The organism is Alistipes dispar (genome assembly GCF_006542685.1).
GTDB classification, from domain to species: Bacteria; Bacteroidota; Bacteroidia; order Bacteroidales; family Rikenellaceae; genus Alistipes; species Alistipes dispar.
In genome coordinates, this window is sequence record NZ_AP019736.1 from 174,066 (window position 1) to 189,704 (window position 15,639).

Consider the following 15,639-nt stretch of genomic DNA (forward strand, 5'->3'; position numbering starts at 1 on the left):
AACAATTTAAATTGATACATATAATTAACAAACTCGTATTACAACACTATATCCATATTCACATCATCCCAATCATCAACGTCCACATCAAATCCCGCACCGTCACTTCCCGGCTCGGATGGTACCTCATAATCAAAATTCAACACCAGATGCACATCACCGACATGCCCCGCTACCGGGACATCATGCACTTGGTCGCTCACGTCCTGTTCCAATACAGACATGCTGCCGGAACGGTTCTTGAGATACAGCCGGAAAACATTGGGCTCTCCTTCAAGTGCGGAATGTCCAAACGTATAGAATCCGCCTATAATCTGATTCCGTGAAACCATTCCATCAAAGAGCAGGCTCTCCGAAAGACCGGCGGGCAAACTGTCGCCGGACATGTTAAGCGAGCCGGACATGCCGGAAAGAGCAGCCCGCAAATCCGCCACCCTATCCAGTCCCCGAAGACCGTTCACCTCATACGTGTAGTGACATACCATGTTTACGGGAGTTAGCCGTACTATCTCCGCGCTTCCTCCCGGAATGTCCTTGAGGATAACTCTGTCTATATGGTCGCCACACAGCCAGGGTGGGGTGACAGCCATTGTCCGGTTATCCGGCGACTGAACATCACGCGTATCGGCAGTAAAAAGCGTGTAACTGCCGTTTTCTTTCCAAACCATCCCGTCGGTATCGTAGTTGAAGCAAATTACCCGGTAATCATTCTCGGGGAGCTCCACTTCCCCATCCTCTCCTCCGGGGAAATCAAATATCCACGTGTTGCTTTCATCGTCGGTCGGATAAAATACGACCCTCATGCCTTCAGGCTTGTCATGATTGGAAATCTTGGTCCAGTCGAATACTACCCGCACCTTGGCAAAGTGCGGATGATCGTAACATAAATCCTTATGCTCACAAGCCGTCAGTCCTATCCATAAAAATATGAACACCAGACAAAAGCGTATCCGTATCACTGCCTGCCTCCTTTCTTCTCGTTGTAGTTGCCACGGCCGATCAACCACACCAAAGAGATACCCGCCTTGGTCGGGCCGAACCAGCGGCGGTTTTTAGTGGTCTGCCATACATAGTGACCGTCCAAAGGGATGTACTCCTTGTACGATCCTCCAAGGTAGCCGATTCCCAACGTGAAATCCACATTGAACCGATGTCCCACAGGTAACGAGTAGCCGTAAGCCACGCCTCCCCCGTAACTCCATTTATCCCCCAAGTAACCTTTCCCACCCAATTCGAAATCATAGGTGACGATCTGCCCGTACAATCCGACATGATGCCCGGAAAACGGTTTTTCCACCGCTCTCCGACCGAACCAGCGGCGCAACTCCACATCTCCCCCATAGATACGCCAATAATTATGCTTCCGATCACTTTTCCACCAGGCATACATCCAATTCCCGGCCACAGACCAGTTCTTCCCCAAACAGAACTCAACCCCGATGTCAGGTATCAAAACAGCGTCATAAAGCAAGTTTGTTTTCACCGCCATGCAAAACGGCCGTTTCTTTACCGGAGCTATGACGGTAACGGTATCACGGATGCACAACGTATCACGTGTATGTATATATACCGTATCTCTGACGGGATTTATCGGATCACTATCATAGCATATTTTCACCATCGACGAACGAAGTTTCGGAAAATGGAATTTATACAAATATGAGTATGGCCTCCCCCCTTTCAGTCTTTTCAGTTCTCCCCCCAAATAAGGGCTGTCCTGGTTTTCCAAACGGACGATCTTCTCCAACAAACGAAGGACATCCTCCCTCTCCGGAACATTCACATCCGCTCTCACCATCGTTATAAGTCCGTTCCAGTCGCTTCCCGAAAAATGAAAATCCCTCTCCAATACCGGAATCTTTATATAAGGTGATATATACCGCCACAAAACCTCTGCTCGTTTTTCAGACAGCCTTCCATTCAACAGCCCCCCTCCTTCCGGGGAAGCTCCTCCTATTATTTGAATTTTCCTGACAAGACGGACGGAGTCGTTCAATGCGGAACAGATTTTAGCAAACCGCTCCATCTCGTTCCCATTGTCAAGTAAACATGTATCTATATTTACCTTTCCTTGATGAAAATAGATCCTTACCGAATCACGCTTCTCCTGAGCGGATATTTCTCCGCTTATACTCAACACGAGCACGAACAATACACATTTAATATAAAAACCTCTTTTCGTCATTTAATCATTTGTTAATATGACAATCCAAACCCAGGCTTTTACACCCCCTTGAATTTCGACCGCAAAAATACACACTTATAAACCAGCTTCCAAAGCAAAAAACAAACATTTTAAACTTATAAATACTTAAAAAGACAACCACACAACAACTACAACACTTACCACAGCAGCCAATCATGCTTACACAACAACTAAAAATACTTAACATCATAAAGAAAAGTACTTAAACATACAAAAAAACAGTTATCTTTGCAAGAAACATCATACTTAATAACACTTAAAACAATAAAATACATGATATTCAGCACAAAAGCCGCCTCTTTTCTAAGTTCAATAAAAACTCAAACTTACGACAAAAAAGAAAGAGAAATGATAATAACGTATCAACAAAAACGAGTCTTTCATCTATCCCTGCTCATGCTGGTCTTATGCGCACCCATATACATATATTCAGTTCCATTTCCCAATGAACAGTTTTATTATATTAACAGCGTATTATTCCTGTTTATCATTATGTGCACTCTCGCTTATTTTAAAAAGAGAGTAAATCTGACCACGACCTTTTCCATTATACTGATAGCCATACATATCGAGATTTTTATCGAAATAATTTATTGCTCAATATGTAGCGGATATGAATATAGTTATCAAAGAGCATTGATAATGAGTAACATTACTATCTCTCTCTTATTTACCATGCTTTCCATCTGTGCCTATATGAGTAATATCTCCATCCTATTGTCCTCCCTTACCATAGCTTCCTATACAATCTGCACACTTATCACCGACGAACCGTTCCTATACAGTTATCTGCCTTTGATCATCATCATATACACCATGATCCCCTTATTAGGAAGATCCTTACACAGTAATATCAGCAGCTTGCTAAAAAGTAGCAACTTGCTAAAAGAGGAAGAGGAAATGCTTTTGAAACGTCTCCAAATGAAAAAGGAAGAACTATTCGCGTTCGCCGAGTTGTTAAGCGAGAATAACCCGGAAGAAAAGACAAGCTCCCTGTTAAACATAATAGGGGAACAATCCAAAGAAAATCTTTTTACAGCCCTTGCCGCATACCAGAAAAAGGAAAAAAGTAAACTTGATACAATCAGGAGAATATATCCCAATTTATCCCCGTCCGAATTAAACATCTGCCGTTTAATACTGCAAGACAAGACCGTCAGCCAAATATGCGAATTATTACATCGGAGTAGCGGAAACATAACCAGCCAACGAGCGAACATACGTGCCAAACTCGGACTGAAAAAAAGCGACAATTTAAAAGAAGCATTACAAGAACGCATGAGGCTGTATGAAGAAGAACACCGGCAAGAGGACTTTTCAGCCATGCGTTAGGGATTGCAGAGTAAAGCCCACAGCCTTTAGGCGAGGACTTGAAACGTAAAGCCCGACCGTCCCACGGGAACGCCCAAAAGAAAAAAAATCCCCCGAACATTCATCCGGGGGTAGTGTAAACTGAACTGTGTCACGGCTCTGTTTTTTATTCTTTCCCTCTTATTTGTGTGCAGATTTCACATCTGCATACAAATAAGAGGAGCCTTTCACAAGCAAAGTTACATAATCTTGAACCTATCACCAAATTTTATGGCAAGTTGCTGTGATATCAGTGCCCAATTAGACAGTGGCATAGTCCATTTCCCACTAATGTCTCGATAGGCAAGATACACAAGCTTTTCAAGTGCGGTGTCTGACGGGAACACACCTTTGTTCTTCGTTACTTTACGCACCTGACGATGATAGCCCTCAACCGTATTGGTTGTGTAGATAAGTTTGCGGATTGCAGGAGTATACTGAAAATATTCCGTAAGACGCTCCCAGTTGTCGCGCCAGGATTTGATTACTATGGGGTACATCTCACCCCATTTTCATCAACCATGTCAAGCTGTGCTAATGCAGAATCCTTGCTTACAGCACCATATACGGTCTTGAGATCCTTCAGAAACTCTTTCTGATGCTTGCTTCCTACATACTTGATTGAGTTACGGATTTGGTGGACTACACATAGCTGAACGGAGGTTTCCGGGAATACACTTTGGATGGCATCAGGGAATCCCTTAAGACCGTCTACGCAACAAATCAGAATATCACGTACACCACGGTTCTGAAGGTCGGTCATAACATCAAGCCAGAAGTTAGCACCCTCACTCTCAGATATATACATACCAAGAAGATCCTTGTGACCAGACTTGTTTACACCTAGGACATTGTATATTGCACGAGTGACTGCACGACCCTTATCGTCTTTTACCTTGTAGTGAATGGCGTCAAGCCAGCAAATGGCATAGACGGGGTCAAGCATACGGGACTTCCAGGCTGTTATTTCGGGAATAACTCGGTCGGTTATAGCACTGATGGTTTCTGCTGAAAGGGTTGTGTTAAACTCACGCTCAAAGTACTTGCTTATATCACGAGTGCTTGTACCAAGAGCATACATGTTGATGATTTGATCTGCCATACCTTCAGCAAGAATTGTCTCACGTTTCTTAACTGTCTCCGGTTTAAAAGAACCGTCACGGTCACGAGGGGTTTCGACTATCACCTCTCCATACTTTGTCTGTACGGTCTTGCTCATCTTGCCGTTACGACGATTGCCAGAACTGCAGTCAACGCTATTAAGGTGAGCATCCATCTCACCTTCTAAGGCTGCGTTTAGGATACGTTCTAGCATAGGAGCCAAAGCTCCGTCTTTACCGAAGAGTGCTTCACCGCTACGCAGCTGCTGGGCTGCTTTCTTGTAGTCTATTTCCAAATTGGCCATATTATAAAAACTGTGTTAAACTATTATTATTATAGCCTGACACAGTTTATTTTACACTCTCGAACGGGGCATTGAAAGCACTCTTGGAGTTTTTCATTTGTCAACAGGTTATTATCTTTGGATAGGTAGCTTTTTGACTTTGCTATTGGGCGAAATCGCATTGTTTGTATTAAAAAACAAAATAGGATGACTCACTATAATCTACTTCGTATTTTTCCATAAATGCAATCCTTGCCAAAAAGCAGTTTGTTCGGGTGGTTGTTTGGGCGTTCCCCCTTCGGGTCGGGCTTTCCGCTACAAGTCCTCGCTATGCTGTGGCTTTTCCCCTGCAATCCCTAACGTGGGTGAAAGGGTTTTCACTATCTTGCGCTTGCACTTTGACACACGGGGCTTCGGCTGTTCGCCGAAACTTCCCGCGCCCCGTCCCGCCCGAAAGAGTTCCCCGGCGTTTGTCCGGCAGCCGACATTATTCAAGGTAGTATTCTATAATATCTTTTATCAGTAGCTCTTCTCCTTGTTTCCATAATTTCCAGCCTTGTTCACTCTTTATTGTATCGCCTTGTACCTCAAACGGTTTTCGGACTTCTGTATTGTCCTTGAAGCAGACTACCGTCACCATGCGAAGATAGTCTTCCCAAGAGATATAGTAGGTGTCAAAGTCATGCGTTCTTTTCGCTGGAATACCATTTATCCGCATGAGGCTGCGGTTGCGTTGCATCCTGTTTCCATGCATCATAATCTGCCCAGATGAACAGTTGATCCATGCCGTTTTTCCGCTTTCCTCGTTCAGTACAATTTCAGCCCTTCCCGCCATTAAGCCCAACACTCTAAAACGGAGCATGGGAAAAGTGTAGATCAGACTTGCCGTCTCTTCTAAGTATTCATGTATGTTGCTTCCGGATCTCCATGCCAAGGGCATTAACGTATCTGATTCCGAAGAGTAACGTTATACTATCAGCCGATTTGGCTGTTATTTTCTTTAAGTATCAGACCTCGTCTTCCTCCATCAACAGATCGTCCAACGGGCTTTTGATATTGCTTTTGAAAGTGTCGGCTATGTGGACATACCTTTCCGTTGTCTTGATGTTGTTATGTCCCATAAGCTCTTTCACAATCTTGATGTCGATTCCCTGCTCCAGCAAGTGGGTGGCGAACGAATGGCGCAGCAGGTGCGGGTAAATCCGTTTCGTGATTCCCGCTTCCCGAGCCGCAGCCTTCAACCGTTTCGACACGATACTCTCGGTAAAAGGTTCGCCCGGTCTGTGTTCAAAGAGCCACACTTTCGGTTTGTATAGTCTGTTATATTCCGTCAGCTTTTTCATCAACGGTTTTGACAGCAGGGTGTAGCGGTCCTTCTTGCCCTTTCCCTGACGCACCCGTATCAGGGAGCGGGGTTCGTTGATGTCGCCGGGTTTCAGTTCCAGCAGTTCGCTGATGCGCAACCCTGCGGAGTAGAGTATGGAGAACATACAGAAGAAACGCAGGTCTGTCACTGTCACGTCGAGTATTTTCTTTATTTCCTCCTTGCTCAACACGTCGGGCAGCGTCTTCTCCCGTTTGGCACGGTTCACCTTGTAACACCGCCGTTCCTGACCGAGAACTTTCTCGTAATAGAACTTGATGGCGTTGATACGCTGGTTTTGCTGGCAGGAGGATATGTTTTTCTCATGGATGAGATACAGCAGGTAGTCGTTTATCTCGCCGGGAGTAACCGTTTCAATCTTACGCCCCTCGAAATATTGTTGGAAATCGCGGAAATAGGAGGTATATACCCTTACGGTATGGTCACTGTAACGCACTTGCTGGAGTTTTTCCAGATAACCTTCCGGCAGTGGCGGCCGTTTGTCTTCCTCTTTACGGGGTGCGGTTTCCTTGATGGCGGAATAGTCTATAAACGCCATTTTCACATAGCGGTCGAAGAACTCGGCAAGCACGAAATTCTCTGCCGGTAGATAAGCTCTGCCACCGACAAGCAGTACGTTTTCTTCCTTCGACAGCGACAAGCGGATGTCATTGTCATTACCGAAAGTCACTTCGACAAATTCTCTCCCGTTTCTTACCACAGGAGAAAGTTTGATTTTGGGTTTTGGAGTATATATTTCCATGTTTTTTAAATTTTACCGGTCCCACTCGTTCAGGATTTCTCCGCTTATGATATCATATCGTATCCAGTGTCCCGTCTCGCGTCCCTCGGTGTATTCGCCTTGGACTGCGATATCGTCCCGGTCGATTTCTTTCCACGAACCGTGCTTGTAGCCGTTCTTGTACGAGCCGGATTTGTAGGCGTACAGCTTGCCATGTAGGTGGGCCGTGTATTCGTAGGGGCCGTCCAGTTCGCCGTTCTTATAGTGGCTGACGGTTTTGCTGACCCATCTCTCGGTGGTATCCTCGCTGATTTTCCATTGTTTTCCCTCTTTCCGGTCGTCGGTATAGTTTGCCTCGTAGATCTGCTTGCCGCTTTTCGGGTCAAAGCGTTGTTCCTTGCCGTTCCGCTTGCCCTGCCTATATTCCTGAACCATGTCCGGCTTCCCGTCGCTGAACCATGTCCTTACCGTACCGTCTATCTTCCCGTACTGCATGGGTGCTTCCCGTTGCGGTGTCTTTCCGTTCTGATGATAGGAAACGAACAGACCATGCCGTCTGCCGTCGGTATACTTGCCCTTTTCCCGCAGGCTGCCGTTGCGGAAACGCCTGTACTCGCCCTGCATAACCCCTTTGGAAAAATGCACTATTTCCTCATCCTGCCCCCGCAAGATACGGAATTTGCCCGATAGCGGACGTTTTCCGCCCTTCAGATAATGGACGACTGTTCCATGCTGTTCGTCCGTGGTGGTTCGCAAGTCACCGGATTCCACGATCCGCTGTGCGAAGGCAGAACAACACAGCAGCGTGAGAACGATGGCCGCAAGCATTTTTCTTATGTTTCCCTTTGCCTTTCTCATTCGTCCGGATATTCAAGTTTCAATGTCATGCCGTCCAAAGCGATGCCTTCGCTAAGCGTGATGGCAAGTTTCTGTTCTTCGGAGAATCCTATGGTTTCCCCGTCCTGCAAGGTGACATCATCCGACAGGATATAATGCACGATGTCCATTAGGAAATCACGGATGTCACTCAGATCGGCAGGGGCATACACTTCGATTTCCTCTTTCCCGAATTTTCTCAGTCCGTAGGTATAGATGCCGGGGATTCCTTTCTGTGTGCGGTAGATGCCGAACCATACCCAGTCCATGACGGGCAGTTCATCTTCTTGCAGGAGTGCGGCCATATCCCTGTAAAATTCGGGTTGGAACACCATACCGTCGGTATATACCGCTGTAGCGTAGGACTGTTTCAGGCAGGAAGACGTGGCTCTGGTGAACAGTTTGGCTCTCTCCAGCAGGTTGGATTGGTCTCCGGTCACGGATACGAGGATATGTGCCTCGTGTTGTCGTGCCACTTCTGTTGCATCTTTCCACAGGTAGTTGCCCTGTGCATAGTGTTCCGCTTCTCCGTTGGGTACGGGACCGGGCATGATGGCTATTGCCAATGTCATGCCGCTGAACATTCCGACAAGTACGTCACCGTTGTCGTCGTCATCGGTAAGGACGATTCCCCAGTCTTCCTCGAAGTCATGGATGAACTGTTTCTTGTCCCATTGATTTTGTGAAAGCAACACGGACGAGACAAAGCATCCTTTGATATTATCCTTTTCCATATAGTTCTTTCTTTTTGAGTCGTCAATTATTGAAGATTCTTGCGCAAGATAGGTATTTTACCCTGATTCCTTGGTACTTTCATCTGTTAATATACGATAAATGCAGGCCCTGCCTGTGACTTTACAGATAAAGGTTGCGCTCCGTTCAATAGATGCGCACATACTGTACTTCCCCGTCAAGCAGTTCAACATAGCGGTTGTCGGAAAAGCGCAATGTCTCCAGAGTCCTGCCTTCCTTCTTGACTTCCGATTTGTGGTATGGTTCGCCCCATGCGGCGATGACCATTTCCCTCGTCATGCCGGTATCGACCTTGCGGAAGGCAATCAGCTTCCCGTATTTCTCGCCGTACCGTTTTTCCAGCTGGCCGATACGTGCCGTGCTTACAAACTCGTACACCTCGTCACCGCCTATAGGAAATGCTTCCACACGGACACCGTCAGCACCTTCCATCAGCAGAAACGCCCCGTCACTGTTCATCTTCAGGCCGATGTCCACACAACGGTACTCCGCACCTTCAGCCGGGGTGATTACCTGACCGTCCTCGGTCTCGACGGCCTTGGCAAGTGACAGGAATGTCTGTCCGACAAAGCGTTTCAGTTTCTCATAATACCCTATACAGGTCATGCTCAGCGGATACCTGAATGGGTTGTAATACATCTCATCACCGCTTTCTTTTTCACGGAGCAGCAGGCAGCATCCAGCCGACAGGTAGTCTGTCTTTGTCCAGACCTTCACTACCTCGTAATATTTCCCCACCACCTCTTTAGAAGGGGTGGTACTGATGTTGACCGCCTTGTACACCGTTCGGTCATCCCCGGTAAGGAAATTGACCGTATAGAAAGCATCCCAGTAGCCGTTCCTGTCATTTTTTACCCCATGCATGTACAGGGTCTGTCCCGGAAGGGAAGTGAAACTCCGCTTCTCCACGTTCGTCAGGCTGTCATAGGGGTGGGCATTTGTCACCGTGTACTCTTTCAGTCCATCGTTCTTGGGAACGATGTTAAGCTGTGCATGGGCATACATCACCGTGCACAGGAAGAAGGTTATAATTGGAATTGTTTTCATACTCAATCACTTTTTAAGTTTACAGGTGGCATCCGGGAAAGAGCACTCAGCTATTTGCCGGAAATAGAGAACAGGTACAGAGACAGTCCTATCCCGACGGCAAGAATCACTCCCAGCCAGAACCGGAAAGTTTTCGGACCGAGCAGATTCATCCAGAAGTTACCTCCTGTACTACCCGGACGGGAATACGTCCACTTCCAGCCACAGATGACACCGACAAGCCATATCAGAAGCAGGCCCGCCACGACCAGATAGCCGTAGCGGGGTTCCTGCTGTATCAGATTCGGAAAATCCTTTATTTTATCCAACCATTCCATATCTCACCGGTTTATTTTTTCAAGAGCGCCGCAAATTCTTTAAGCTGTGGCAGTCCGTCAAAGAAATCAACGTCAAATTTGGCCGTTGAGCCGTTGGCGAGGGTGATTGTCAGAATACCATTGTCGTAATTGTAGTTTGAACTGGATATTTCCGACAATGTAAAAGAACACATCTCAACATTTCCTTTCACGATGACCGGGTATGTCACCTTATCGCCGTCAACCGTGATGATACAGCTTTTGGCAGCCAACTTGCGGGCCTTATGTATCTTCCGCCAGGCTCTGAACAGCATGTACAGTCCGACAAGGGCAAGGATGATGGCTGTTGGTAACGGTCCGAGGATGCGAAGTGTACCGACTTTTATACCGAAAGGATAAACTACCGGTACTATTATCAGTCCGGCACCGACAAGGATTTCAGTCAGATTGTCCTTGATGGACGATTTGGAAGAATAATTGAATGTAGCCATATTCGGATATTAGTGAAGTTATTCGTTCGGTGATATTATTTTATGAAAAAGTACCAGATAAGCAGAGCCGCGGTGATGATTATGGACAGGACCGTCATGGCCGACCTGTATTTTTCGACAGCAGGCGATTCCTGCGGAGCTTCAAATTCCAGTATCGTAGGTGCTTGGCCTATCGCGCTATTAGGAATAGCCTCTATCTTGAACTCGTTGGGCTGTTTTTCAATGCCGATCAAGGCATAGGCACAATCAAGCTGATTGGCCTTTCTTGGCGAGAATACCGATTTGCTGAACAGGATGACGCCGTCATAATGATCGCTTATTTCCATTACCGAATCCATATCCCGTTGTCCTGTCAGTATATGACGGCCTGTATCAGGATCTACTATGTAATAGTCATAGCCACAGGACTGTACGGAATCATAACGGATTTCACCGATTTCCAGCGTATCCACTTCAGCCTTGATGCTCTGAAGGGTGGCCTCGTCAATTTCAGTCCCTTTCAACGGGCAGGCATACAGGCAATAGCGGCTGTCTTCGTGCATCACGGTTCTGATGGGATAGAGGTTTACTACTTTGCGGTTTTCCAGTTTGAGGTATGTCTTAGACAATTTGCCGATTGCTTTCCCGTTATAACCGGCCGGAACAGCACCTCCTTCAAGAATGGCTGACAGATTTTTAAGTTCGCTCATGTTGTAATTCTTTTTATTCGTTTTCGATTATTGTTGATTATTTGATTCCATTTTCTACAGTGAGACAGAAGTTCACCTCCCTGTACAGTTGTTCCAGCAGATGTTCGTCATCCAGCGACTTCCTGCCGGGACGTAAGAAACCGTCCGGAGTGTCGGATGCGTAGTAGAACATGTTCCCGTTGAAGGAGAGCATCAGGTCACGGCTGAAGGATTTCCGCAGGGCGGTCAGCTTCCGCATCATCGCCGGGGTGAGCACCATGCGGGCTTCCACCTCGTCATCCGCGTACACGGCAAAATGCCTCTCGAACTCCGGGTCTTCCAAATGTACGAATTTTGCCCCGTACTTTTCCTTCATTCCCTGGATTGTTTGCGCCAGGTAGCCGATTTTGTTTTCCAGATGGTCGGGCAGCAGCATCACGTAGCCCCTGAAGGTGCGGTTCAGCTTGCAGCACCCGAACATGCCCCTGAAACTGTGCATCGTGCTCTCTATCCTGACTCCGAATATCGGACGGATAAAATACTGGTACGGCACTTCAAGGAAGTTGAAGGCCGAGAAATCTTTCGAATTGGCTGAAGTCACACCGGCATCCACGACAGTCATCATGTCATTTCCGACGGGAATGTCAAGACGGCCGTAACAGGTCGAACTTACCGAATTGCCCGATGACAATGCCGTTCCGAACAGGCGGCTGTCCGCAAAGACTTTCGGCTGTATGGAACCGGAAGGATTGTACCTTGCTCCCGGGAACAGCAGGTAGATGATGTGGGCCATCGTGTAGGTTTCCCTCTTGTTCAGCGCGGCAAAACATTTCATGAATGCGAAATGAAGTACAAAAAATACGGCAAAGCCTATCATGAGGTATTTTCCCGTGGTGACGGAAGTCTCATAGTCAGTACGGTCCACGAGGAATCCGCCGAAGATACAGAAACCGAACCACACGACGGTACACAGATAGACAATGGAGGTCAGGATGCGGAACACAATCCGGAGCATCCTGATACGGGACATCTCTTTCTTCATGTGAAGGGAAATGCCCTTGAAATCTATATTCTGACTTTCTTCCATGCTTTACTTGAATAATTCTCCCACTTTCACTTCCTTGATCTCACTTTCCGGGAACTCTATCAACTCCTGCTGCTCATGCTTGCGCCAGGATGCGATTATCGACGACGGAAACATTTCAATGTAATTGTTATAATCGGTAGCAGCGGCATTGTAGGTGCGCCGGATTGCCTGCAGCTCATTCTCCATGTCCTCGATCTGGACCTGAAGATGAAGGAACTGCTGGTTCGCCTTCAGCTCCGGGTAGTCTTCCACCGCCACATTCAGTCTTGACAGAAGCGAGGACATTTCCGTACCGCTTTTTATCTGCTCGGACTCTGTAGCGTTCGAAGCCCTTGACCGCAAATCGGCAATGCGGATGAGAATCTCATTCTCGTGCCCCATGTATGCCTTTACGGATGCGACAAGATTGGGGATCAGGTCATTCCTCTGTTTGAGGACCACGCAGATACCACTTCTGCATTGCTTGACCCGGTTCTTCTTTGCAATAAGGCTGTTGTTAGTGAATACTGCCCATAAAATAATTATGAGCAGTACCACGATAATACATATAACGGCTATAATCATATTTTCAGATGGATTTAGACATACAATTCAGCCGGTATGACTCTGATTGTCCCTTCCCAGTAGAAGTGGGGGACGATGCCGTCTGAAGGAAGATAGCCTTGGGGAAGTTCCTTGTAATAAAGGACAAGTTTCCTTACTTCCACATCGGCGCCTTCCACGATTTCACCACTCAGTTTCACGGTTGACCAGCAGTCCTCCTCCTTGGCAAGACTGACTACGCCCTCACATCCGGGAGCTACCGGCTGCCTGCCTTCACACATGTTGCGCAGCTTTTCCATCACTCTCTTCAGCCATTCCATATCGTTCATGTGTCCCTTGTCCAGTGCGTATATGCCAATACCATGGAAAGAGTCGTCCTTGTGCTTCACGCCTTTCCACGCCTCTGCCGGGGCACTGACAATCCCCGCGTAAACGATATATCCTTCCGTGAATTTTCTCAACCACTTGCTTTTGCCCAGCCATGGTGCCTTTCCTGCAAGTTTCTTGAAGAACTCGGTCTCAGAACTGCGTGGCGTCTGCATGTACGGTTTCATCTTGTCAAGCTGTGTCGGGTTCTTGTACAGTTCCCTGTCTCGCTTGGCTTCTTCGGCCTCCTTTGCACGCCGTGCGGCCAGTTTCTCCCTGTATTTACTTACGTCAAGACCTTGTGCTTCCATTTGGTCAAGATCATTCTCTGTCATGGTTTTCTCCCATTCTGTTGCTGCATTTTTGAAAAGTGCCATAATCGTAAAACTTTTAAGATATTGTTGATTCTATTTTTTTTGGATTCTACCATTCGATTGCCTTCCAAGGGGAATCTTCTTTATTGAGAAGCGCTCCCACGACTTCATCCGCAGTCTCGTAGTCATCTGTTTCGCCTCTCCATATTCCGCGTCCCACGGCAAAGCTGTTGCCGTATTCTTCCCATGAACTGAAGGATTCCTTGGCTATGCCGGCAGTGGTTCTGATGGCTTCCCACATTTCGTCTTCATTGATGTAGCCGCAGATGAAAGCCCAACGGGCCATGTTCACGGCACGTACAAGGTCCCATGCCAGCACGGTTTCGGGCAGGTCCGCTTCCGTCGTTTCATTTACTCCCATTACAAATTCAGCTATCGTGAACGCATCGCCGATCTTGCTGTCCTCGTCCGCCTTTTCTTCCTCGGTGATGGCCTCGATTCCACGCTGGCGGATTTCAGCCAAGGCCGGATCCGCACCGGCATGTTGGCCTTCGTTCAGCAGCCATGAGATGGTCTCCAGGGCACTCTTCCTGTCAGTAACTTCCCACCATTCCTCAAGCATTTCCTTAAGGGTGTCCGTGCCTGCTGTACTTTCAAGGGAGTCCACGTTGTCATCGTTGTATAGGAACAGAGGTGCCCCATAAGCCAGAAGTTTGTTCTGTTCAGGTGTCAGGCTGTTGTCGCCCTTGCGGGTGATTTCCCAACCTGCATATACGTCAAAACCGTCCGAGAAATCCGGTAAACCTTCCGGCATGAATCCGGCATTCATTGCCTGCTGCATCATGTTCCCTGCGAACTCGATGTTTTTGCTGTAGGTCTCCATTATCGCCTCGGGATCCTGGGCGGATTCTGCCATCATCTTTGCCTGGTATGCCTGTGCCTCCGCAACTCCCGGGAACATCTCGGCCGAGTCCTGCATCAGCTTTTCATGCATCTTCATCAGGTCGGTGCCTTCAAATCCGGGTACGTTGCCATACAAGGCTTGCGCCTGTTCCAGTGCTGCTTTCATGGCCTGAGCCTGTGCTTCTCTTGCGATTTCCTCGGGTGTCTGAGGTGTCTTCTTGGTTTCTTCTGCCATATCTTTCTAATATTAAATTTGTTAATGAATATCTTACCTGTTTATTCCGCTCCGTTTTCAAGAAGTTTTTCCACGATTTCGTTGAAGCCGCGCTCTCCTGCATAGTACAGGGCGGTGTGCTGGAGGTTGTCTGAGATGCTAACATTCGCGTGAAATTCAAGCAGGACGGACACAAAATCGTTGTGGCCCTCCTTGGCTGCAAGAATAAGCGGGGTTTCCCCGTTGTCATTCTGTGCGTCAACCGCAGCTTTGGCCTTCAGCAGAGCCTCGCCTATAAAGCGGTTACCTGAAATGGCCGCGTAATGTATCGGGGCATTGCCGCTCAGCATAGCTTTGCCGGGATCGGCTCCGGCCCCGAGAAGAAGGTTGACCATGACAAGATTCCCCTGCATACAGGCGAGTATCAGCGGAGTCTCTCCGCCGTCATTCGTCGAGTCAAGCATGGACTTGTCTGACAGGAGCAGCGTGCGGACAATTTCACCCTGTCCGTTATACACGGCCTGATGAAGCGGGGTGTTGCCACGTGCATCCCGGTCATTCCCGCACGAGAGTCGGGCGACCACTTCCCGCAGCCCGTGGGCTGTGGCATAGTCGATGGCCTTGTGGCCGGAGGCATCGGCGACCTCCGTATCGGCTCCCTGATCCATCAGGAAAAGGGCGGCATCTGTACGCTTGTTGTCAAGCAGGCATATCAGCGGGGTTCGTCCTTCATTGTCCGTCACGTTGATGTCGGCCCCCTTCTGGAGCAGCTTCCCGAGGATTTCCTTGTTGCCGCTCCGTGCCGCCGCGTGGAGCGGGCTTTCGGAACGGTTGTTGATACATGACGCGTCGGCATCGTTGTCAAGAAGCAGAGCCACTATGTCCCTGTAGCCTTTCTGACAGGCATAATAAAGAGCAGTGTTTCCTTCCTGATCCCTTTTGTTGATGTCAATTCCTCCCTTTTTCAGGAATATCTGGACAATGCTTTTCTGCCCGTTTCGGCAAGCATTGAGAAATGTCTGGTTGTTGTCCATAT

General features: G+C 47.8%; 16 protein-coding genes and 1 pseudogene. 1 reads left to right on the top strand and 16 read right to left on the bottom strand.

Annotated elements, in window-relative coordinates; all coding sequences use genetic code 11:
* Window positions 1–38: 38 nt before the first annotated feature.
* Complete coding sequence (locus FME97_RS00985) at window positions 39–959, bottom strand: DUF5119 domain-containing protein (protein WP_004328506.1); 921 nt, start codon at window positions 957–959, stop codon at window positions 39–41.
* Window positions 956–2,185 carry a DUF3575 domain-containing protein gene (locus tag FME97_RS00990; protein WP_141427450.1) on the bottom strand — a complete coding sequence of 410 codons (1,230 nt, stop codon included), beginning with the start codon at window positions 2,183–2,185 and terminating at the stop codon, window positions 956–958. The genes FME97_RS00985 and FME97_RS00990 overlap by 4 nt, the downstream gene beginning before the upstream one ends.
* 294 nt (window positions 2,186–2,479) lie before the next feature.
* Between FME97_RS00990 and FME97_RS00995 the strand changes: the two genes are divergently transcribed.
* Window positions 2,480–3,538, top strand: coding sequence for a helix-turn-helix domain-containing protein (locus FME97_RS00995; protein WP_018665648.1), 1,059 nt, complete (start codon window positions 2,480–2,482; stop codon window positions 3,536–3,538).
* 218 nt (window positions 3,539–3,756) lie between these two features.
* Here the strand turns inward: FME97_RS00995 and FME97_RS01000 are convergent.
* From FME97_RS01000 to FME97_RS01065, 14 genes and pseudogenes are all read right to left on the bottom strand, one after another.
* Window positions 3,757–4,961 (bottom strand): annotated as a pseudogene (locus FME97_RS01000) (IS256 family transposase).
* 466 nt (window positions 4,962–5,427) lie between these two features.
* Window positions 5,428–5,874, bottom strand: a complete 447-nt coding sequence (locus tag FME97_RS01005) for a hypothetical protein (protein ID WP_232522904.1) — start codon at window positions 5,872–5,874, stop codon at window positions 5,428–5,430.
* A 73-nt stretch (window positions 5,875–5,947) separates the two neighbouring features.
* Complete coding sequence (locus FME97_RS01010) at window positions 5,948–7,066, bottom strand: tyrosine-type recombinase/integrase (protein ID WP_004328538.1); 1,119 nt, start codon at window positions 7,064–7,066, stop codon at window positions 5,948–5,950.
* Window positions 7,067–7,078: 12 nt separating this feature from the next.
* A complete protein-coding gene (locus FME97_RS01015) occupies window positions 7,079–7,903 on the bottom strand; it encodes a toxin-antitoxin system YwqK family antitoxin (RefSeq protein WP_004328539.1) in 825 nt (274 codons plus the stop codon).
* On the bottom strand, window positions 7,900–8,655 hold the full coding sequence (locus FME97_RS01020) for a DUF4261 domain-containing protein (protein ID WP_004328540.1): 756 nt from the start codon (window positions 8,653–8,655) through the stop codon (window positions 7,900–7,902). Before FME97_RS01020 ends, FME97_RS01015 begins: the two co-directional genes overlap by 4 nt.
* Before the next feature lie 145 nt (window positions 8,656–8,800).
* On the bottom strand, window positions 8,801–9,721 hold the full coding sequence (locus FME97_RS01025) for a hypothetical protein (protein WP_004328541.1): 921 nt from the start codon (window positions 9,719–9,721) through the stop codon (window positions 8,801–8,803).
* Between the two features lie 50 nt (window positions 9,722–9,771).
* Window positions 9,772–10,038: an immunity 17 family protein gene (locus tag FME97_RS01030; protein WP_004328542.1), complete on the bottom strand. Its 267-nt coding sequence runs from the start codon at window positions 10,036–10,038 to the stop codon at window positions 9,772–9,774.
* Window positions 10,039–10,049: 11 nt separating this feature from the next.
* Window positions 10,050–10,508 (bottom strand): hypothetical protein, encoded by a 459-nt coding sequence (locus FME97_RS01035; protein WP_004328543.1) that lies wholly within the window; start codon window positions 10,506–10,508, stop codon window positions 10,050–10,052.
* 35 nt (window positions 10,509–10,543) lie between these two features.
* Window positions 10,544–11,197 carry a hypothetical protein gene (locus FME97_RS01040; RefSeq protein WP_004328544.1) on the bottom strand — a complete coding sequence of 218 codons (654 nt, stop codon included), beginning with the start codon at window positions 11,195–11,197 and terminating at the stop codon, window positions 10,544–10,546.
* A gap of 37 nt (window positions 11,198–11,234) precedes the next feature.
* Complete coding sequence (locus tag FME97_RS01045) at window positions 11,235–12,263, bottom strand: DUF3137 domain-containing protein (protein WP_004328545.1); 1,029 nt, start codon at window positions 12,261–12,263, stop codon at window positions 11,235–11,237.
* A gap of 3 nt (window positions 12,264–12,266) precedes the next feature.
* On the bottom strand, window positions 12,267–12,827 hold the full coding sequence (locus FME97_RS01050) for a LemA family protein (protein ID WP_004328546.1): 561 nt from the start codon (window positions 12,825–12,827) through the stop codon (window positions 12,267–12,269).
* Window positions 12,828–12,841: 14 nt separating this feature from the next.
* Complete coding sequence (locus FME97_RS01055) at window positions 12,842–13,549, bottom strand: hypothetical protein (RefSeq protein WP_004328547.1); 708 nt, start codon at window positions 13,547–13,549, stop codon at window positions 12,842–12,844.
* Window positions 13,550–13,595: 46 nt separating this feature from the next.
* Window positions 13,596–14,624: a DUF1266 domain-containing protein gene (locus FME97_RS01060; RefSeq protein ID WP_004328548.1), complete on the bottom strand. Its 1,029-nt coding sequence runs from the start codon at window positions 14,622–14,624 to the stop codon at window positions 13,596–13,598.
* 41 nt (window positions 14,625–14,665) lie between these two features.
* Complete coding sequence (locus FME97_RS01065) at window positions 14,666–15,637, bottom strand: ankyrin repeat domain-containing protein (RefSeq protein ID WP_004328549.1); 972 nt, start codon at window positions 15,635–15,637, stop codon at window positions 14,666–14,668.
* Between the last annotated feature and the right edge of the window lie 2 nt (window positions 15,638–15,639).

Coding starts and splice junctions, on each gene's coding strand:
- FME97_RS01050 (WP_004328546.1), bottom strand. CDS start 12,827: ATGATTATAGCCGTTATATGTATTATCGTGGTACTGCTCATAATTATT.
- FME97_RS01015 (WP_004328539.1), bottom strand. CDS start 7,903: ATGAGAAAGGCAAAGGGAAACATAAGAAAAATGCTTGCGGCCATCGTT.
- FME97_RS01020 (WP_004328540.1), bottom strand. CDS start 8,655: ATGGAAAAGGATAATATCAAAGGATGCTTTGTCTCGTCCGTGTTGCTT.
- FME97_RS01045 (WP_004328545.1), bottom strand. CDS start 12,263: ATGGAAGAAAGTCAGAATATAGATTTCAAGGGCATTTCCCTTCACATG.
- FME97_RS01035 (WP_004328543.1), bottom strand. CDS start 10,508: ATGGCTACATTCAATTATTCTTCCAAATCGTCCATCAAGGACAATCTG.
- FME97_RS01060 (WP_004328548.1), bottom strand. CDS start 14,624: ATGGCAGAAGAAACCAAGAAGACACCTCAGACACCCGAGGAAATCGCA.
- FME97_RS00990 (WP_141427450.1), bottom strand. CDS start 2,185: ATGACGAAAAGAGGTTTTTATATTAAATGTGTATTGTTCGTGCTCGTG.
- FME97_RS01010 (WP_004328538.1), bottom strand. CDS start 7,066: ATGGAAATATATACTCCAAAACCCAAAATCAAACTTTCTCCTGTGGTA.
- FME97_RS01040 (WP_004328544.1), bottom strand. CDS start 11,197: ATGAGCGAACTTAAAAATCTGTCAGCCATTCTTGAAGGAGGTGCTGTT.
- FME97_RS01025 (WP_004328541.1), bottom strand. CDS start 9,721: ATGAAAACAATTCCAATTATAACCTTCTTCCTGTGCACGGTGATGTAT.
- FME97_RS01055 (WP_004328547.1), bottom strand. CDS start 13,549: ATGGCACTTTTCAAAAATGCAGCAACAGAATGGGAGAAAACCATGACA.
- FME97_RS01065 (WP_004328549.1), bottom strand. CDS start 15,637: ATGGACAACAACCAGACATTTCTCAATGCTTGCCGAAACGGGCAGAAA.
- FME97_RS01030 (WP_004328542.1), bottom strand. CDS start 10,038: ATGGAATGGTTGGATAAAATAAAGGATTTTCCGAATCTGATACAGCAG.
- FME97_RS00995 (WP_018665648.1), top strand. CDS start 2,480: ATGATATTCAGCACAAAAGCCGCCTCTTTTCTAAGTTCAATAAAAACT.